This is a genomic window from Pseudomonas sp. D8002 (genome assembly GCF_013385695.1).
Classification (GTDB): Bacteria; Pseudomonadota; Gammaproteobacteria; order Pseudomonadales; family Pseudomonadaceae; genus Aquipseudomonas.
In genome coordinates this window covers 115,585-134,189 of sequence record NZ_JACAPM010000038.1, presented here as the reverse complement: position 1 = coordinate 134,189, position 18,605 = coordinate 115,585, and the positions used below count along the sequence as shown (strand labels likewise).

Sequence of the window (18,605 nt, the reverse complement as noted above, 5' to 3'; positions counted from 1 at the left end):
TACAGAGAGCTGCCCCATGCTTCAACTCGACTTCTATTCAACGCTGGTCGCCGCCTCCCTGGTGCTTTTACTTGGGCGCGGGCTGGTCGCTCGAGTCGGTTTCCTGCGCACTTACAATATTCCGGAGCCGGTGGCCGGCGGTTTAGTGGTGGCGGTGCTGCTCCTGGTCCTGCGTATGCTCGCTGGCATTGAGGTCCGGTTTGATTCGTCGCTGCAGACGCCACTGATGTTGGCTTTCTTTGCCACCATTGGTTTGAATGCGGATTTCGCCAGTCTGAAGAAAGGCGGGCGGGTGCTGGGGATTTTCCTGCTGGTGGTGACGGCGCTCCTGGTGGTCCAGAACGCGATGGGGATTGCGCTGGCCAAGGCGCTGGGGCTCGATCCATTGATGGGGTTGTTGGCGGGCTCCATTACGCTGTCGGGTGGGCACGGGACCGGCGCGGCCTGGGGCGCGGTGTTCAGCGAGAAGTATGGCGTGGCGTCGGCGTCCGAACTGGCCATTGCTTCCGCGACCTTTGGCCTGGTGCTCGGCGGCCTGATTGGCGGCCCGGTCGCTCGCCTGCTGATCAAGCGCGTCCAGACGCCCGCCCTGGCGCCGGTACAACCGCGAGGGCCAAAAGGGTTCGAGCAGCCGAATCAAGAGCGCATGATCACCTCCTTCTCCTTTATCGAGACCCTGGCGCTGCTCGCCATCAGCCTGCAAGTGGGCACGTTCCTCAGCGGTTTTATCCAGGGCACGGCCTTTGAGCTGCCGACGTTTGTGTGTGTCTTGTTTGTCGGTGTGGTGTTGCGTAATGGCCTGTCGGCGCTGGGCTGGCACCAGGTATTCGAGCGCGAAGTCTCGGTGCTAGGGAATGTCAGCCTGTCGTTGTTTCTGGCGATTGCATTGATGTCGCTCAAGCTCTGGGACCTCGCCGCGCTGGCCCTGCCGATTTTCATCCTGCTGGCTGCGCAGGCGTTGATGATGGCGCTGTTTGCGATTTTCGTGACGTTCCGGGTGATGGGGAGCAACTATGACGCGGCGGTCCTGGCGGCGGGGCACTGCGGTTTCGGGCTCGGTGCCACGCCAACTGCCATTGCGAACATGCAGGCGGTGACCCAGCGTTTCGGGCCATCGCAGATTGCATTTCTGGTGGTGCCGATGGTGGGCGCCTTTTTCATCGATATCACCAATGCGATCGTGATCAAGTTGTACCTGGCGCTGCCGTTCCTGGGCGTCGCGGGATAAACGCGGTTTACCGGATTTGCCGTTTAATGACTCGCCAGGTCCTGCTTGCCCAGGACCTCGTCAATCACCCCAAGCTGCCAGGTGAAATACGGATTGAACGTCAACCGCGCGTGCATCTTGCCCGGCTCACGGTAGCCCCAGTCCGAATACCACACGTCGGCCCCTTGTTCGCAGGCGCGGGTAGCGTCGTCCGTCTGGCCGTTCCAGCAAAACCGCAGGCTGCCCTGTTCGCCATACAGAGCGTTGTCGGGTGAGAACAGCAACCCCATGTGGGAGAACTGGCTGATCCTTAACTCCGGCAGGTAGTCGGTACGCGCTTTTACACGGCGGGTATCCCAGGCGCTCTCTGGCAATGTGCCGTACCAGGCGAGGCGGCTATGGGGGTTGCTGAAGCGTTGCTGGAAGGTCTCCAGCACGTAGTGCGTATCGAGTACTGAGTCGTGGGCTGCGACGGCAATGAATACCGGCTTGTCATAGGGGCGCCGCTCCAGGTCCTGGCGGGCTAGCCGGCTGCTGCGGTAGAACTGGGCAAAACCGTTGGTGGGCACTGTCATGTAGCGCACCAGGCTCTGTTGTGGCCGGCTGGCGTCTGGCGCCAGCAGCCAGGGGCGCGCCCAACTGATCAGGGGTGTCAGCCAGTCGTAGGTCATGCTGGACTGGAACGCGGGAGAGAACAGCAGCAGCCCCGCGACGTCGTCGTGTTTGTAGGCGTAGTCGAGTACCAGGTTGGCGCCGGTGGAAAAGCCGCCGAGGTAGATTTCTCCCACCTCTGCGCGAAGGATCGCAGCCTGTTCGTCCACCACCCGGCGCCAGTCTTCCATGCGCACCTGCAGCATGTCGGCCGGTTGCGTGCCGTGGCCGGGCAGCAGCACGGTCCTGACCAGAAAGCCGCGGGCGGCCAGTGCGCTGCCGATATCGTGGAAAGACCAGGGTGAGTCACCCAGGCCATGCACGAGAATGATCCCGCGCTTGGGGGCACCCGCCGGGCGCCATTCCTGCGGGGCGTTCCAGTTGAGTTCGGCATCCTTGTCGATGCCCTGGAAGTCACGATGGTCCCGCAGCCATTGCAAGGTAGCGGCGCGATACGCTTCGAATGACTTCTGGCCAAGCGGCATGCCCGGTTCTGCCAGGGCTGTCGTGCAGAGCAATAGGGCGAGCATGCCGCAAGCAACGCTTCGGAGCGTTCTGCGCATCGATGGACGGGGCTGCATACAGGTGTGGTTGTTCAAGGCAGGTTCTCAACGGAGCGTAACCGTAAGGTCATGCACGATAATGACCTGCCTTGTATCACCGAAAGTGCGAAACAATAGCAAGACGTTTCCGATGATCTCAGAAACGATCCAGCCGGTAGGGCCCAAGTGCCGGCAGCCCGTTGGACGCGGCCGCAGGCGATACCAGCCGTGCAATCAACTCCGCCGTCACCGCAGCCTGCGTCAGGCCCAGATGCTGATGCCCAAAGGCAAGCAGCACCTTGCCCTTGCACACCTTGTCGATAATCGGCAGCGAGTCCGGCAGGGAAGGGCGAAACCCCATCCACGGCGTCGCGTCCTCGGCACTCAAGTCACGACGAAACAGCCCCTGGCTCAGTCGATGCAACTGCCACGCGCGCTCCATGTTCGGTGGGCGATCAAGGCCGGCGAACTCCACGGTACCTGCCAGCCGCAATCCGCCGTCCATGGGCGTCATGATGAACTTGCGCTCCAATGACGTGACCGCAAACGGCAACCGTCCATGCTCATGGGGCAACATCAGGTGATAGCCGCGCTCTGTATCCAGCGGGACCTTTTTGCCAGTCAGTGCGCCGGTCAGGCTGGCTGAGTGCGCACCGCATGCGATCAACACCTGGCGCGCGGCCACGGTGCCTTGGTCGGTCCGCAATGAAACACCGTGCTCGTCCAGCTTCCCGCCCACGACCTGGCGCTTGAGAAATTGCACCCCGCTGGCCTTGGCCGCTTCCATCAGCTCGCAAACCACCCCATAGGGATCGAGAAAATGCCCGGTGCGAGGAAAGAACAACCCGCCCTGAATCCCTTTGCTGAGTTGTGGCGCCGCGTCCTGCACCCCGCTGGCGTGCCAGTGGTCCACCGGCACTTCCTGCTGACTCATGCGTGCCTGCAATGCATCAATGGCCTGTCGCGACTCGGCGCGCTCGAAGACCAGCAACGAGCCGTCTTCGCGCATCAGGTGCGGGCGCTCGATGCTGCCCAGCAGCCGGTGCCAGGCGCCCAGGCTGCCTTCATTGAGCGCGCGGATCCCGGCGACGGTGCGCTGGAAGGGCGCCGGGCGCAGGTTCAGCAGCAGCCGGGTAAACCACGGCAGTGCACGCGGCAGGTATTTCCAGTCCAGGCGTAGCGGGCCCATCGGGTCCATGAGCATGGCGGGCAAACGCGTCAGGATCGACGCATCCGCGATGGGGAACACTTGCTCGGTCGCCAGGTGGCCGGCATTGCCGAACGAGGCGCCGTGGCCGGGTTCCTGCTGATCGATGATGACCACCCGCCGGCCCTGGCGCGCCAGTTGCAGCGCGCAGGCGACGCCGATGATGCCGGCGCCCACTACGGCGACGTCTGGCATGACGTTATCGGACATGTTCTAGGCTTCCCTCTGACCGTCGAGCAAGCGCCGCAGCAGCAATGGGTTGCCGTGTTGCAGGGCCGTCGGCAGCAAGCTATCCGGGAAATCCTGGTAGCACACCGGCCGCAGGAATCGCAGGATCGCGGCGGTGCCCACCGAGGTGGTGCGTGAGTCCGAGGTGGCCGGGAATGGTCCTCCGTGCACCATCGCATCACACACTTCAACGCCGGTCGGCCAGCCGTTGACCAGCAGGCGGCCGGCCTTGCGTTCCAGGGTCGGCAGCAGCGCGCGGGCAGTTGCCAGGTCGTCGTCATCCAGATGCAGGGTTGCGGTCAGTTGGCCCTCCAGGTGTTCGCTGACCTGGCGGACCTCATCGACGTTGGCACATTGCACGATCAATGACGTGGCGCCGAATATCTCGGCTTGCAGGCTGTGATTGGCGAGAAAGTCCCGGGCCTGGGTCACGAACAAATGGGCCTGTCCCTGGTTCGGCCCTTCTGCCGGCAGACCGGTACCTGCGAGCTGAGCATGCCGGGTCAGGGCGCTGACGCCGTCTTCGTAAGCCTTGAAGATCCCCGGTGTCAGCATGGTCTGGGCAGTGCTGTATCGAAGCAGGTTGGCAGCCGTGCCGACGAAGTGGTCCAGCGCTTGCCCTGCAACGGCAATCACCAGCCCGGGGTTGGTGCAGAACTGGCCGGCACCCTGGGTCAGGGACGCGACAAAACCTTGTGCCAATGCTTCACCGCGTGCGCTCAACGCAGCGGGAAACAGGTAGACCGGATTGATCGAGCTCATCTCTGCATACACCGGGATCGGCACGGGGCGCGCCTGGGCCGCCTGGCACAAGGCAATACCGCCGCTGCGCGAGCCGGTGAAACCCACGGCTTTGATGCGCGGATCGCACACCAGCGCGATACCGACCTCGCGGCCCGAGCCATACAACAGCGAAAACACACCCTCAGGCAGGCCACATTGCTGAACGGCCCGGGCCACCGCGCGGCCCACCAGTTCGCTGGTGCCAGGATGCGCGCCGTGTGCCTTCACGATCACCGGGCAACCGGCCGCCAGTGCCGACGCGGTATCACCGCCCGCCACCGAGAATGCCAGCGGAAAATTGCTCGCGCCGAACACGGCCACCGGCCCCAGCGGTACGTGGCGTTGACGCAGGTCCGAGCGAGGCAGCGGCTGGCGTTCCGGTTGTGCAGTATCCACCCGCACATCCAGCCATTCACCCGCGCGCACGGTGCGGGCAAAGGTGCGCAATTGCTGGCAGGTGCGCCCGCGTTCGCCCTGGATGCGTGGGCGGGGCAGGCCGGTCTCGGCCATCGCCCGTTCAATCAGTTCATCGCCCAGGGCTTCGATTTCGTTGGCGATGGTTTCAAGGAATTCGGCGCGAGCCGCCAACGGCGTTTCGCGATAGTTATCGAAGGCGCTCCAGGCCAACGCACAGGCGTGTTCGACATGTTCGGCGGTGCCGCCGGCGTAGGCGGGTTCCAGCGCAAGGTTGGTGGCAGGATTGATCGCCCGGATGGCCTCGCGGCTGCCTGGAATGGAGTGCTGACCAATCAGCATGGTGCCCGTCAGAGTCATGGCGTAGTCCTGGAAAGTAAAGATTGGCTTGGCGAAGAGAATCCACTGTGGGAGCTGTCGAGCCCCAGCGAGGCCGCGATGCAGGCGCTGCGGTCTGGCAGGTACACCGCAGTGATCCCATCGCAGCCTCGCCGGAGCTCGACAGCTCCCACATTTGATTTTTGCTGCCTTGAATAGTGTTAAGCGACGTTCTGCTCGGCCGACCAGTTGGCGTACCACTGGCGGAACAGCGCGTACTGGTTCTCTGCATAACGACGCTGGGCATCGCTGAGGGCATCGGTGTCGTTGAAGTGCAGGGTGTATTCCTTGTCGCCGTTGAGCACCATCAGATGCTTGTAGAACAGCACCAGGTCGCAGCCTTCGTCGAAGGACGACAGCACCGCCAGCGCCGACTCCAACTCCCGCGCCTGGCGACGTGCAGTGGCGTCGCCCTTGGCGGCTTTCTTGCTCAGGGCCACCAGTTGCAGGACTTCCCGTGGCAGTGCATTGCCGATGCCGGTGATTGCGCCGGTGGCGTTGCAGTTGACGAAGCCGTGCACCACTTGGGTGTCCACGCCGACCATCAAGGTCACGTCATCGTCCTTGGAGGTGATGTGTTCGGCCGCGTAGCGCAGGTCTGCAGCACCGCCGAATTCCTTGAAGCCGATCAGGTTCGGGTACTCGCGACGCAGTTCGAAGAACAGGTCGGCGCGGGTGGCGAAGCCGTAGTAAGGGCTGTTGTAGATCACCGCCGGCAGGTTTGGCGCCGCCTTGAGGATGGCTGCAAAGTGATCCTTTTGCGCCGTCGCCGATGCGCCACGGGACAGCACCCGCGGGATGACCATCAAACCATGGGCGCCGACCTTCGCCGCATGCGCTGCATGGGCCACGGCTTCACGGCTGTTGACTGCGCCGGTGCCGACGATGGTCGGCACACCGGCGGCCACCAGGCGCGCCACGCCTTCCTGGCGCTCGGCCTCGGTCAGCAACGGCCAGTCGCCCATGGAGCCGCAGTACACCACCGCGCTCATGCCGATATCGATCAGTTCGCGGCCCTTGGCGACCAGTGCGTCAAAGTCCGGTTTGCGCTGGGCGGTGCACGGCGTCATCAATGCAGGGATGCAACCGGTGAAGATAGTGGTATTCATTGTTTCAGCTCCAGTTTGATTGAAGGGGCGGGGGCGGTTCAGATGCCCCACGCGAAGGGGTCCTGTTCGTCGATCAGCAAGGTGCTGTCGGCGGTCATATAGGCGCGGCCGGTGATGGAAGGGCGCACACGTTCGCCCTCCCATTCATAGCTGCCTTCGAATTGGCTGCCGGTGATGCTGGCTTGTATCCACGGCTCACCGGCGGCGAGTTTCCCGTCGGCCGCCAGGCATGCGAGCTTGGCGCTGGTGCCGGTGCCGCAGGGCGAGCGGTCGTAGGCCTTGCCTGGGCACATGACAAAGTTGCGGCTGTCGGCCTGGGGGTCGTCGGCGAACAGTTCGATATGGTCGATCAGGGCGCCGTCTTCGCCGTGGATGCCCTGGGCTTCGAGGGCCTTGAGCATTGTCCAGGTGTAGTCGGTCAGTGCTTCGACGTTGTTCATTTCCAGCGCTTGGCCATGATCGGAAACCAGGAAGAACCAATTGCCGCCCCAGGCGATATCGCCGTAGACCAAGCCATGTCCAGGCACTTGCACCGAGACATGCTGGCGATAGCGATAGGCGGGCACATTGCGCAACGTGACCGCGCCGTCGGCGTGCAACGTGGCGCTCACCGGGCCGACCGGCGTGTCGATCTTGTGCACCCCCGGCGCGATCTGCCCCAAGTGGTGCAACGAGGCAACCAGGCCGATGGTGCCGTGGCCGCACATGCCGAGGTAGCCGGCGTTATTGAAGAAAATCACGCCGCAGGTGGCATCGGCCGAGACCGGCGCGCAATACAGCGCGCCCACCAGAACATCGTTGCCACGGGGCTCCAGCAGGCACGCCCTGCGCCATTGGTCATGCCGGGTGCGCAGGTCGTCGAGTTTGTCGACCATGGTCTCGCCGGCCAGCGTGGGAAACCCCGTCATCACCAGGCGCGTGGGCTCGCCGCCGGTGTGGGAATCAATGATGTGCACTCGTTTCATAGAACAATCCATCCAGTGGTTGGCTGAGGCTCAGGAAGCCAGCTGTGCCCGGCCGATATCGGGCTCAGGGGCTTCGCTTTCGTCGTCTTCGGTTTCCAGGCGAACCAGGTGCGCCGGCACGCCGGTGGCCGCGCCCCAGTAATAAATCCCCAGCGCGCAAGCGGCGACGACCACGGTGTCGAACGGGTGGCTGAGGATGCCCAGGCCACCGAAGCTGCCGAGTTTCGACAGGATGATGGTCACGGCGTAGAAGCCGATCAGCCAGGCGGAGGAGCGAACCTGGCGGCCCAGGCTCAGGTGCAGGGTCGGCACAAAACGGCCGCACAGCAGGTACACCACGAACATCAGGATTTGCAGGCCGAGCAGCCACGACACGGTGCTCCAGCCGGACCAGTAGACGATCAGCGCGGCGATGATGAACGACAGCGGGCCGAGCAAGCCCATCCACTTGACCCGGAACGGGCGCGGCAGGTCAGGTGCATTGCGGCGCAGGGCGGCCACGGATACCGGCGCCACGGCGTAGCTCAACACCAGCGCGGCGGACACCACGTTGATCAGCGCTTCCCACGACGGGAAGGGCAGGGTCCAGAACACCGACAGGCCAAAGGTCAGCCACAGCGCCGGGCGCGGGATGCCGGACTTTTCGTCGATGCGGGTGAAGATCTTGAAGAAGGTTCCGGTTTGCGCCCAGCCGTAGATCACCCGTGGCGTGGCGTTCATGTAGATATTGCCGCAGCCGCTGGGGGAGATCACGGCATCGGCGACCACCAGGTACGCCAGCCAGCCCACGCCCAGGGCGAGCGCGATGTCGCGGTACGGCAGGGCCAGTTCCTTGGCGACGCCGGCCCAGCCGTTGGCGAGCATTTCGGTGGGGATGCCGCCGAGGAAAGCGGTCTGCAACAGCACGTAGATTGCAGTGGAGAGCAGCACCGACAGGATCAGTGCAATTGGAATGGTGCGTTGCGGGTTCTTCACTTCGCTGGCCACCGAGATGATCGGCGTCAGACCCAGGTAGGCGAAAATCACCCCGCCGGCAGACACGGCCATTTCAATCCCCGACAGGCCGAACGGCGCGAAGCCCTGGGCGTGGAAATTCTCCGGCTTGAAAAAGGTGAACAGCACGCCGATCACCAGCAGCGGCACGATGAACTTGAACACGCTGACCAGGTTATTGGCCATGGCGAAGGTCTTCACGCTGCGGTAGTTGAGGGCGAAAAACAGCGAGAGCAGCGCAAACTGCACGAACCAGCCGAGGACGGTGGGGTTGCTGGAACCCGCCTGCGTCAACTCGGGAAACCACGCCGCGGCGTATTGGCGCGAGGCGACCACTTCAATTGCCACCAGGCTTGAAAACGCGATCAGCGTGATAAAGCCCATCAGGTAGCCCAGCAGCGGGCCGTGGGAATAGACCGGGTAGCGCACCACGCCGCCGGCGCGGGGCAATGCCGCCCCCAGTTCGCAGTACACAATGCCCAGCAGCAACACGGCGAAGCCGCCCAGCAACCAGGAAAAAATCCCCGCCGGCCCGGCGATGGCGGAGACGTGACTGGCCGCGAACAGCCAGCCCGAACCGAAGATCGCTCCCAGTCCGATAAAGGTGAGGTCGATCAATGAAAGCTGTTTCTTGAACTTGCCTTGGGCTGACATGGCGGCGCCTTCTTGTGGGTTATTGGATAGGCATGCAGTGGCCATACAGTGAACCCATCAACGGCGCCGCGATTGATGTTTTGCGCAGGCTGCGATGACGAAATCAGCACAATTGCGAGTGCTCGACAGGGCCACCGCCATGCGGCAATCTGCTCGCCAGGCACCGCCCGCCGGGCGCCTGGCCTGTCCGCAAAATGCAGGAGAGAGCGTCATGATGCAGAGCGCGTTCGCGACCCTATGCCAAGGGAGCGAGTCGAATCGTCCACAGACCATCGAAGAATTACTGGCCGGCGTGGGGTTGCTGTTGCCGATGCTGGACGTGATTCCCAATGCCGCGATCTTTATCAAGGACGTGCAGGCGCGCTACGTATTGGCCAACCGCACCCTGGTGCAGCGGTGCGGCTTGAAGGACTTGCAACCGCTGTTGGGAAAAACCAGCGCCGAGGTATTTCCCGCGCAGTTGGGGCCCGGCTATACCGAGCAGGATCGGCGGGTGCTGGAGCAGGGATTTGTCCTCGAAGACCAGTTGGAATTGCATTTGTACGGTACCCGCGAGCCGGGTTGGTGCCTGACCCACAAATGGCCGCTGTACAGCCGCGACGCTGCGATCATCGGCCTGGCGGGCATCTCGGTCGACCTGCAAACCGCCAGCGAAACCCACCCGGCCTATCAACGGCTGGCGGCGGTGGACGAGCACATCCGGGCGCATTTCAATCGGCGGGTCACGTTGGGTGAACTGACGCGGATCGCCGGGATTTCCGTGGCGCAACTGGAGCGCTACTGCAAGCGCGTGTTCCACCTGACACCGCGCCAGATGATCCAGAAGGTACGCCTGGAACATGCGCACCGGCTGCTGCATACCGAGCTGCCGATCACTGAGGTGGCGTTGCAGTGCGGGTATACCGACCACAGTGCGTTTACCCGGCAGTTCAAGGCGTTGACCGGGTTTACGCCGCGCCAGTATCGGCAGGCGACCAGTGTGCGGTGATCTCTAATTGATATTGTCTAGGTACAATCGCCCATGGCCAACGCCGGCCGGGCGGTTTCCCCCTGACTCAGTGGGTTTGCGTGACCTTCTTCAAAAACCTCGGCTGATCCGGATTACGCCCCCGCTCCACGGCCAGTTGCGCCGCGATCAGGTAAAACCCCTGGATCATGGTGAACGGCTCCAGCAATTGATGCGCGGTTGGAACGCTGGGCAGCAACCCCGCACAAGCGGTGCCCCGTGGCGCCACTACCATCACCCTGGCGCCGCGTGCGCGCATGTCGTCGGCGAACGCCAGCGTGCCCGCTTGCTCGGGGCCCGAAGGGGCGAACGCCAGCACGGGATAACCTTCCTCAATGATTTCCATCGGCCCGTGCCGGACCTCGGCGCTGGAAAACGCTTCGGCTTGAATGCCTGAGGTTTCCTTGAGTTTGAGCGCGGCTTCCTGGGCAATCGGCAGGGCGGCACCGCGACCGATCACGATCATCTTGTCGGCGCTTTGCAGTACGTTGAGCACCGGTGACCAGTCCTCGCTCGCGGCTTCATTCATCTGCCGTGGCAGCGAGAGTAGCGCTTGACCCAAGGTGTTATCTGCGGCCAGGCGGGCCACGATTTGAGCGCTTGCCATTAACATCGCTACATAGCTTTTGGTCGCCGCCACGCTTTGTTCCAGGCCGGCGGGCAAGAGGATTTCATGCCCGGTGATGGCCGCCAGTGGCGAGTCCGCCGTGTTGACCAGTGCGACCGAGGCCGCACCCTGTTGTTGCAGATACCTCACGCTGTCGATCAAGTCCGGGCTTTTACCGGACTGGGAAAAGGCGGCCACCCAGCATTTTTTCAGGCGCAGCGGCGGTTGTTGCAGGCTGGCCAGTGACAGCGGGATCGACAGGCAGGGCACGCCCACCAGGCTCATCATCGCGTAGCTGAAATAGGCGGCTGCGTGGTCCGAACTGCCGCGCGCGACGGTGATGATCAGTTCGGGCAAGTCGCTTTCCAACTGCGCGACCAGTGCGCGCACGGCGCGGTCATCATCAAGCATGCGTTGCAGGATAGTCGGGATCGACGCGGTTTCACTGAGCATCAATGACATGACTCAACTCCTGATAAAGGGTGTTGCCGGCGTTGAGCACCTGCTGCGCGATGGCGTTCAAGCCGACGGCTTCCATGGCCATGCTCAGGGCTCCCCACAGCGGTGCGTCGTGGGTGAAATGCGCAGCGGCGATAGTGGGCGGGAAGGGCACCACGCGGCGGATCAGTTGTTCGAGGATCGGCGCCAGTGTCGAGGCCTGGCGGTACAGGCCACCACCAATCGCGATGCGCTCCACATCCAGCGCCACCGCCAGGTTGGCCACTTGCACGGCGCACGCGGCGATCCGCAGCTCCAGCGCCTGGCGTACCTGCGGGTCGACGCTGGAAAACAGGTCCAGCGCCTGATGCCCGTGCCCAAGCATCTGCACCGCCAACTCGCTCAAGGCGTTACCGGAAAACAGCTCTTCCAGCGGCGCGCCACCGTGCTCATAGGTACGCCACTGATCAGGCTGCGCTGGGTCGAGAAACGGTGACAGCAGGTAGGCGATTTCCATGGCGGCGCCGTTGTGGCCGCGAATCAGTTTGCCGTTGGCAATCGCCGCCGCCGAAAGGCCCGTGCCCAGGTTCAGGTAGATCGCGTTGTCGACACCGGCCAGCGAGCCCCAGCGGACTTCGGCCAGGGCGCCGGCCTTTACATCGTTATCGAGGGCTACCGGGGCATTGCCAAACGCCTGGGCGATCAACCCTTGCAGGTCGAGGCGTTCGAAGCCCGGGGTGTTGGGCGCCATCAGCAAGGTGGGCCCGCGCACCACGCCGGGAAACACCGCAGCCACGCTCAGCACCGGCAGGTCGCCGAACTCGGCCACACAGGCATGGGCGGCATCCAGGATGCGTTGCAGTGCCGGCACGCCGGATAAACCGTCGGCGTGGGTCGCGAGAATCCGCGTGTTCATGCGCGGGTGTGCAATGTTGTAGCAGGCGACCTGCGTCTTGGTGCCGCCGACATCAATCGCCAGCAGCAGCCCTTGCCGGGGCGCCGCAGCGCCCGTTGTTTTCAATGGTTCGTGCATAACGCTCATCACTTATCGAAAGGCCACAGTTTTTGCACGCGCGCCCACAGCAGATAGGCCACGCTGCCGGCCGCTACCCACACCAGCGACCACTGGATTGGGTAAGCACCGGGGGCGTTATGGTTGGACGCCATATAGATATAAACCCAACCCAGCAGCGCGATAATCGCTGGTACCGGGTACAGCCACATTTTGTAAGGCCGGGCCAGGTGCGGCTTGGTCTTGCGCAGCACCAGCAACGAGATGATCTGCGCCACAGACTGCACCAGGATCATCACCGTGGTCAGCAGCTGAATCAGCGTGTTCAGGTCAGTCAGGCGTCCAATCATGAACCCCACAGATGTCAGCAGGCCCATGCTCAGGATGCCGTAGGTCGGGAACGCGTGCCTGGGGTGAACCTTGCTGAAGGCGTTGAAGAACACCTTGTCTTTTGCGGCTTCGAACGGCACCCGGGAACCGCCGAGCAGCCCGGCAAACACTGAAGCGACGGCAGTGATCAAGATCAGTACGGTGACGATCCCGGCGGCAGTGCTGCCCCAGGTTTCACTGAGTACGACCGAGGCTACGGACTTGTAGGCCGCGGATTCGGGGTCGAGCATGCGGTGCCAATCCACCACGCCCAAAACACCCACTTGCATCAACAGGTAGATGGCGAGAATGCCCATGATCGAAAACACGATCGACTTGGGAATCACCTTCCCGGGTTGCTCGACTTCACCGGCCAGGTACGCCGACGTGTTGTAGCCCAGGTAGTCATAAATACCGATGGTCAGGCCGCCGGCCATGCCCAGCCAGAAGCTGCTGTCGCCGAGGTTGAAGGCGCCCTCGGGGAAGCTGAAGGCCAGGTCGGCATGGAAATTGGTAAAGGCGGCGGCGATGAGCGCACCAATGCTGATCAGCATGATCACCCACAGCACGATGCTCAATTTGGCGATGGACTCGATCTTGCGCCACAGCATCACGATCACCAGCCAGATCACGGCGAGGCCGATCAGGTTGCCGGCGGTCTGGCTCATGTTGGGCCAGAACCATGTGAGGTATTGCACGAAGCCGATGATGCCGGTGGACATGATCAGCGGGATAAACAACATGGCCGTCCATACGAACAGGAACGGCAGCAGCTTGCCCGTGCGCTTGCCGAAGGCTTCCCGCAGGTAATTGTAAGTACCGCCCGCGCCGGGCAGCGAGGCACCGAGTTCGGCCCATACCAACCCGTCACACAGGGCGAGCAAGGCGCCAAGGATCCAGCCGAGGTAAGCCTGGGGGCCGCCCATGATCACGATCATGGTGGGAATGGTGATGAATGGCCCGACACCGCACATCTGGCTCATGTTCAGGGTAATGGCGGGGAACAGACCGATTTTGCGTTTGCCGTTGGGCAAGTCCGGATCGACGGGTGTCAACGTGCTCATGGGGGAACGACCTCTTAATCGAGTGACAGAAGGGGACAAGGGCAGTTGCAAAGGGATTGCGTGCCATCAAGGGCTTCTATCGACCCGTCATTGTTTTTATGGGGCGTAATCGGAAATTGCTGCAGGCGCAATCGTCCGAGGCGCTAAGAAAAGCACGATGCGAGTATTAATTCAACTTGATTTAATTAATCGCGGCGACGGATTATCAGCTCATGAAAAATCCCAAGCTCAAACGTGCGGTGACCACCGGCACCAACGCCGAACATGCCCGACAGCACAACCGTCGGGTGATCCTGGAAGCCATTCGCCAGAGCGGGCGCCTGACCCGCGCTGATCTCACGCGGCTGACCTCGCTGACGGCGCAGACGGTGTCGAACATCGTCACCGAGCTGCAGGAAGAGGGGGTCTTGCTGGCCCATGCGGCCGAGAAGGGCGGCCGTGGCCAGCCACCGGTACCGTTGTCGCTGAACCCCGAAGGCGGCTACTCGATCGGCTTTCACGTCGAACAACATCGCATCATTGCCGTGTTGCTGGACCTGCTCGGCGAGACGGTGGCGCAAGTGACATTGACGGTCAGCTACCCTACATTCGATCAGGCATTGCCGCTGATCGTGGGCTGCGTAAAGGATTTGCGCGGGCAGCGTGCGGGCGGCCGCTTCCTCGGCGTCGGCATTGCCTTGCCGGGGCCTTTCAGTGTTGAAGGCATGACCTGCGTGGGACCCACGGCGATGTCCGGCTGGGACGACCCGGGCATCCCGCTAAGGTTGCAGCGGGAAATCGGCCTTCCGGTGCTGATTGAAAACGACGCCACTGCAGCGACCATGGGCGAGCGGCTGTATGGCATCGCCAGCGGCCTGCATAACTTCGTCCATCTGTTTATCGGCAGCGGCCTGGGGGCTGGGCTGTACCTGGACAACCGCCTGTATTCCGGGCATTGGCACAACGCCGGCGAGATCGGGCACATGACCGTGATCCCAGGCGGCAAGACCTGTTACTGCGGTAATCAGGGCTGCCTGGAGCGCTACATTTCCATCGCCGCGCTGCTGGAGCACCTGGGGCATCCGGCCGAGCAGGACCTGGCGACGTGGGTCATGAATGACGAGGAACTCAATGAAGGCGTCGACGCCTGGCTCGACGAAGCGGCGCCCGCGTTGAAGCAGGCCATCAACATTCTTGAGTCGGTACTCGACCCGCAGACAATCCTCATCAGCGGCTTTCTGCCCCAAGCGATTCTGGTCCGGCTGATCGCCCGCCTCGAACCCCTGAGTCGCTCCATCAGCAGCCGCTCGGATCGCCTGCACCCACGCATTCAAATGGGCACCGCCGGGCACGACGCCGTGGCGCTGGGCGCGGCGGCGTTGATGATCCTGGCGGAAATCAGCCCGGACTACGAGGCGCTGCTCAAGCCGGAATAAACCCGGCTGTCAGCGGCTGGACTTCAGGGTTTCAAGCATCGCCTCGGCGGCCAGGGCATGGACCTTGCGCGTCGGGTGCCATTCATCCCAGTAGTAATGCGCATCCGGGTTTTCACACACCGGTTTCACGTCCGGATAGGTGTGTTGGCAGGGCGTATCGAGGTCTTTGAACCCAGCAACCTCGGGGGCGGCGCGCAGTTTGTCGCTGAACGCCACATGGTCGAAGTAGCTGATGCTGACCTGGTGGGTTTTGGCCAATGTGTTCAGCACTACCGGAAGTTTTTGTTCTAGCGTCTGCTGATAGTTTTTTGCATTCTCGACTTGATTGCCCTGCACCACCGCCGGCACATGAGTCAAATCCGTCGTGCCCACCACCATCACCTGCTTCGCGCCTGCAGCGATCAATGTCTCGGTGGCCGTCTGGATATTTGCCACGCTGTTCTGGCTGAGCACTGCAACCGATTCCGGGTGCGAGAAATCCGCCCATTCAAAAAAGTCGTTGGCGGAAATGAAGATGAAATACAGCGCCCTCGGGTCCGCCTTGTGTGCCTTGGCGGACGTCAGGTAATCAGCGATCTGGCCCGAAACGCCGGTGTCGCGCGCCGGCTCCATCCAGGTGTAGTAGTTGCCGTTGCCACTCTTGGCCCCGCCGACCGCGTAGTCGGTCAAGGGTATTTTCAAGGCGTGTGCCAGGTTCTCGACGGCAGTCGGGCCGTTGCTCCAGCGGCCTTTCCAATACAACGAACCGGGCAGTTCCTGCGCGTCCTTGACCTTCTGCGTGGCCAGGGTTTTGGTGAAGCGTTCGCCCGCGCCGTTGTCGGAGTAGCTATCACCGAATGCAAAAAGATGATCGTAACCAGGGGCGGCAAAGACGGTGGAGGCGGTCAGTACCAATAGAGCGGCCAAGCAAGTGCGTAGTGTCATTGGAAATCTCCCGGGCGGTCGCCCCAGAGTACCGGCGGCGCGGTATTTCCTCAGCGGCGGTTGCGACCTGTATGTAGCTGAGGGCGCAAGGACTGTCCCGCCCGCGACAGTCGTTCCTCAGTTGATGACGGTGATTGCACCTATCGCAATCGCCGCCAGCAACATCACCATCACAGTGCCCACGGTCCATTTCAGCGAGACGCGCTGGTTGTCGCCGTAGTCGATGTCCAGCAGGCCGCACAGCAGGTACGTCGAGGCCACCAACGGGCTGAGCAAGTGCACCGGCTGACCGATCAGCGAGGCAATCGCCATTTCCTTCGCATCAATTCCGTAGTGGGCAGCGGTCTGTGCCCAGATGGGCAGCACGCCGAAATAGAATGCATCGTTGGACAGCACATAGGTGAACGGCATGCTCAGCAGCGCGGTGATCACCGACAGGTAAGGCCCGGACTGTTGCGGCAGCAGCGCGATCAGGTTGTCGGAGATCGCCTTGACCATGCCGGTGCCGCCCATGATCCCGACAAAAATCCCCGCGGCAAAGATCAGCAAGGTCACCGCCATCACGTTGTCGGCATGCCGCGCGATGACTTCCTTTTGCTGCTTGATGGACGGGAAGTTGACCAGGCAGGCCAGGCCGAAGGCGATCATGAACAGGATCGGCAAGGGCATCAGGCTGATCATCATGCAGGTGATCAGGGCGATGGTCAGCACCACGTTGAACAGAAAACGCGGATCGCTCAGGCGAATATGCGCGTAGCCCTTGAGCACTTCTTCCTCGCTGATGCTCACTCTGCCCAGGCGGCGGAACTCCATGCGCCCCAGCCACCAGGCGGCGAACAACACCCACACTGCACCGGCCAGCATGATCGGTACCATGCTCACGAACAGCTCGGTGATGTCCACATGCATCGCACTGGCCGCCCGGGAAAACGGCCCACCCCACGGCAGGATATTCATCACGCCAATCGACATCAGCAGCACGGTGGCCATGACTTGCAGGCGGATGCCGGTCAGCCGGTACAGCGGCAAAAACGCAGCGGTCGCAATGATGTAAGTGGTGGCGCCGTCGCCATCCAGGCCTACACACAGGCCAAGTACGGCGGTACCGACCACGATCTTGCGCGGGTCGCCCTTGACCAGGCGCAGGATCACTTTGATCAGCGGGTTGAACAGTCCTGCGTCGGTCATCAGGCAGAAATACAGGATCGCGAACGTCAGCATGATGCCGGTGGGGGCGAGCATCTTCAGGCCGTCGTACATCATGCCGCCCAGTTGCGGGGCGAAGCCGGCCAGGCAGCCGAAGACGATCGGTACCAGCAGCAGCGCCACCAGCGGTGACAGGCGCTTGCTCATGATCAGGTACATGAAGCAGACGATCATGGCGTAGCTCAGGAATATCAACATGGGTGTGCCTTCTTGTTGGTCTTATAGGGCGCCAGGCAAGTGACTGCCGGCTTTTTTCAGGGCGAACGAAGTCCCTGCGTGCTGCGCGCAGCGTTCAGTGCCGGTGGATTCAGCGGTGGGAAAACATCGGTTGGCCGGCGTGCTCCAGGTCGGCGACCAGGATCGAGCCGGTCGATGAGTCGGTGATGAACAGTTGCCGGTTGCCCTCGCCGCCGAACGCCAGGTTGGTCAGGGTGCGGCCCTCGGTGCAGCTGCGGATGCGATAGAGCGGTACGGCGTGGGGATCGAATACCCAGACGCAGGCATTGCCGGCATCGCACACGTAGAGGTTGCCGAGCGCGTCGAGGGCCATGCCGTCGGCGCCACTCACGCCGCCCGCCAGTGCGGTGAAGATCCCGACTTTGCTTGTGCCGCCGTCGCGCTGGATCGGCAGGCGCCACACCGCGTTGCCCCGGGTCATGGCGACGAACAGCGCGTTTTGCGCCAGGTCCATGACCAGGCCGTTGGGGCTCGGGCCGTTGTTGATCAGGCAGGTGAGCGTCTGATTTTCCAGGTCGTAGGCGAATACACGACCGGTGGGATCCTGTTGGCCGGTCTGCCCCTGGTCGGTGAAGTAGAGCTTGCCGCCAGCGTCGAAGAACAGGTCGTTCACACCCTTGAAGCCTTCGCTGCGGTGGTGAGTCAGAAACGGTGTGATGACGCCACTGGCAGGGTCCAGGGTCAGGATGCCGTGCTTGTAGTCGGCAATGAAAATACGCCCGTCGCGATGGATCTTCAGGCCGTTGGGCCAGCCGTCGTATTGCACCACCAGGGTCCAGTTGCCGTGCGGGTCGATGCGAAAGATCCGGCCGTAGGGAATGTCCGTGACATAGAGATTGCCCTGCACATCGAAGGACGGTCCTTCGAGGAAGCTTTTCACTCGCTGGCCGGGTTTGTTGGCGTGCACCCACTCGGAGTCTCCGTCCTTGCAGAAAACCTGCGGCAATGTGCTGAAGACGCGAGTGGGCAAATCACGAGGCGGGGCATACAGGCTCACAGGATCAACTCCTACGGAACGGGCAAGGCACCTCTGAAAAGGAGGTAAGCCTTGTCTCATTATTGTTTTGTTCTGCTGGATAGAACGATGTACTTTCTAATAGAACAAATGTCGAGGTTATTTCTTGGGCTGTCAACCCTGTCTTTTGCCATATCAGACCAATGCAATGGATTGGCTTGCCCGTTGATCAACCAAATAT

General features: G+C 62.4%; 15 protein-coding genes. 3 read left to right on the top strand and 12 right to left on the bottom strand.

The window, feature by feature from the left end:
* Positions 1-16: 16 nt before the first annotated feature.
* Positions 17-1,228, top strand: a complete 1,212-nt coding sequence (gene gltS, locus HX807_RS23300) for a sodium/glutamate symporter (RefSeq protein WP_008438737.1) — start codon at positions 17-19, stop codon at positions 1,226-1,228.
* A 23-nt stretch (positions 1,229-1,251) separates the two neighbouring features.
* Here the strand turns inward: gltS and HX807_RS23295 are convergent, their stop codons facing one another.
* The 6 genes from HX807_RS23295 to HX807_RS23270 form a co-directional block, all read right to left on the bottom strand.
* Complete coding sequence (locus tag HX807_RS23295; protein ID WP_023659010.1) at positions 1,252-2,388, bottom strand: carboxylesterase; 1,137 nt, start codon at positions 2,386-2,388, stop codon at positions 1,252-1,254.
* Positions 2,389-2,557: 169 nt separating this feature from the next.
* Positions 2,558-3,817: an FAD-binding oxidoreductase gene (locus tag HX807_RS23290; RefSeq protein ID WP_177051275.1), complete on the bottom strand. Its 1,260-nt coding sequence runs from the start codon at positions 3,815-3,817 to the stop codon at positions 2,558-2,560.
* A gap of 3 nt (positions 3,818-3,820) precedes the next feature.
* Positions 3,821-5,392, bottom strand: coding sequence for an aldehyde dehydrogenase (NADP(+)) (locus HX807_RS23285; RefSeq protein ID WP_177051273.1), 1,572 nt, complete (start codon positions 5,390-5,392; stop codon positions 3,821-3,823).
* A 179-nt stretch (positions 5,393-5,571) separates the two neighbouring features.
* Positions 5,572-6,519, bottom strand: a complete 948-nt coding sequence (locus tag HX807_RS23280) for a dihydrodipicolinate synthase family protein (protein WP_177051271.1) — start codon at positions 6,517-6,519, stop codon at positions 5,572-5,574.
* A 38-nt stretch (positions 6,520-6,557) separates the two neighbouring features.
* Positions 6,558-7,484 carry a 4-hydroxyproline epimerase gene (locus HX807_RS23275; protein WP_102605125.1) on the bottom strand — a complete coding sequence of 309 codons (927 nt, stop codon included), beginning with the start codon at positions 7,482-7,484 and terminating at the stop codon, positions 6,558-6,560.
* A gap of 30 nt (positions 7,485-7,514) precedes the next feature.
* The gene (locus HX807_RS23270; RefSeq protein WP_177020887.1) at positions 7,515-9,131 is read right to left on the bottom strand and encodes an APC family permease; all 1,617 of its coding nucleotides are present in this window, start codon (positions 9,129-9,131) and stop codon (positions 7,515-7,517) included.
* Positions 9,132-9,342: 211 nt separating this feature from the next.
* Between HX807_RS23270 and HX807_RS23265 the strand changes: the two genes are divergently transcribed.
* Complete coding sequence (locus HX807_RS23265) at positions 9,343-10,119, top strand: AraC family transcriptional regulator (protein WP_174717779.1); 777 nt, start codon at positions 9,343-9,345, stop codon at positions 10,117-10,119.
* Positions 10,120-10,186: 67 nt separating this feature from the next.
* Here HX807_RS23265 and HX807_RS23260 read toward each other — a convergent pair whose 3' ends face one another.
* From HX807_RS23260 to HX807_RS23250, 3 genes are read right to left on the bottom strand one after another with little or no spacing between them, the layout of a single operon-like run.
* Positions 10,187-11,206 (bottom strand): SIS domain-containing protein, encoded by a 1,020-nt coding sequence (locus HX807_RS23260; protein ID WP_177051269.1) that lies wholly within the window; start codon positions 11,204-11,206, stop codon positions 10,187-10,189.
* Complete coding sequence (locus HX807_RS23255) at positions 11,187-12,215, bottom strand: ROK family protein (protein ID WP_008438722.1); 1,029 nt, start codon at positions 12,213-12,215, stop codon at positions 11,187-11,189. The genes HX807_RS23260 and HX807_RS23255 overlap by 20 nt, the downstream gene beginning before the upstream one ends.
* A gap of 8 nt (positions 12,216-12,223) precedes the next feature.
* On the bottom strand, positions 12,224-13,627 hold the full coding sequence (locus tag HX807_RS23250) for an APC family permease (protein ID WP_008438720.1): 1,404 nt from the start codon (positions 13,625-13,627) through the stop codon (positions 12,224-12,226).
* Positions 13,628-13,839: 212 nt separating this feature from the next.
* Between HX807_RS23250 and HX807_RS23245 the strand changes: the two genes are divergently transcribed.
* Entirely contained in the window at positions 13,840-15,042 is a 1,203-nt protein-coding gene (locus HX807_RS23245; RefSeq protein ID WP_008438718.1) for an ROK family transcriptional regulator, read from the top strand.
* Between the two features lie 9 nt (positions 15,043-15,051).
* On the opposite strand, the gene HX807_RS23240 is transcribed toward HX807_RS23245, so the two are convergent.
* The 3 genes from HX807_RS23240 to HX807_RS23230 all read right to left on the bottom strand — a co-directional run bounded on the left by HX807_RS23240 (position 15,052) and on the right by HX807_RS23230 (position 18,406).
* Positions 15,052-15,966, bottom strand: a complete 915-nt coding sequence (locus tag HX807_RS23240) for an SGNH/GDSL hydrolase family protein (RefSeq protein WP_008438716.1) — start codon at positions 15,964-15,966, stop codon at positions 15,052-15,054.
* A 117-nt stretch (positions 15,967-16,083) separates the two neighbouring features.
* Positions 16,084-17,370 carry a CitMHS family transporter gene (locus HX807_RS23235; RefSeq protein WP_008438714.1) on the bottom strand — a complete coding sequence of 429 codons (1,287 nt, stop codon included), beginning with the start codon at positions 17,368-17,370 and terminating at the stop codon, positions 16,084-16,086.
* A 109-nt stretch (positions 17,371-17,479) separates the two neighbouring features.
* On the bottom strand, positions 17,480-18,406 hold the full coding sequence (locus HX807_RS23230) for an SMP-30/gluconolactonase/LRE family protein (protein ID WP_003219997.1): 927 nt from the start codon (positions 18,404-18,406) through the stop codon (positions 17,480-17,482).
* Between the last annotated feature and the right edge of the window lie 199 nt (positions 18,407-18,605).

Excerpts from the sequence above, each read along its gene's own strand:
- HX807_RS23295 (WP_023659010.1), bottom strand. The coding sequence starts at position 2,388 with ATGCTCGCCCTATTGCTCTGCACGACAGCCCTGGCAGAACCGGGCATG.
- HX807_RS23250 (WP_008438720.1), bottom strand. The coding sequence starts at position 13,627 with ATGAGCACGTTGACACCCGTCGATCCGGACTTGCCCAACGGCAAACGC.
- HX807_RS23245 (WP_008438718.1), top strand. The coding sequence starts at position 13,840 with ATGAAAAATCCCAAGCTCAAACGTGCGGTGACCACCGGCACCAACGCC.
- gltS (WP_008438737.1), top strand. The coding sequence starts at position 17 with ATGCTTCAACTCGACTTCTATTCAACGCTGGTCGCCGCCTCCCTGGTG.
- HX807_RS23270 (WP_177020887.1), bottom strand. The coding sequence starts at position 9,131 with ATGTCAGCCCAAGGCAAGTTCAAGAAACAGCTTTCATTGATCGACCTC.
- HX807_RS23285 (WP_177051273.1), bottom strand. The coding sequence starts at position 5,392 with ATGACTCTGACGGGCACCATGCTGATTGGTCAGCACTCCATTCCAGGC.
- HX807_RS23260 (WP_177051269.1), bottom strand. The coding sequence starts at position 11,206 with ATGTCATTGATGCTCAGTGAAACCGCGTCGATCCCGACTATCCTGCAA.
- HX807_RS23280 (WP_177051271.1), bottom strand. The coding sequence starts at position 6,519 with ATGAATACCACTATCTTCACCGGTTGCATCCCTGCATTGATGACGCCG.
- HX807_RS23235 (WP_008438714.1), bottom strand. The coding sequence starts at position 17,370 with ATGTTGATATTCCTGAGCTACGCCATGATCGTCTGCTTCATGTACCTG.
- HX807_RS23275 (WP_102605125.1), bottom strand. The coding sequence starts at position 7,484 with ATGAAACGAGTGCACATCATTGATTCCCACACCGGCGGCGAGCCCACG.
- HX807_RS23265 (WP_174717779.1), top strand. The coding sequence starts at position 9,343 with ATGATGCAGAGCGCGTTCGCGACCCTATGCCAAGGGAGCGAGTCGAAT.
- HX807_RS23240 (WP_008438716.1), bottom strand. The coding sequence starts at position 15,966 with ATGACACTACGCACTTGCTTGGCCGCTCTATTGGTACTGACCGCCTCC.
- HX807_RS23290 (WP_177051275.1), bottom strand. The coding sequence starts at position 3,817 with ATGTCCGATAACGTCATGCCAGACGTCGCCGTAGTGGGCGCCGGCATC.
- HX807_RS23255 (WP_008438722.1), bottom strand. The coding sequence starts at position 12,215 with ATGCACGAACCATTGAAAACAACGGGCGCTGCGGCGCCCCGGCAAGGG.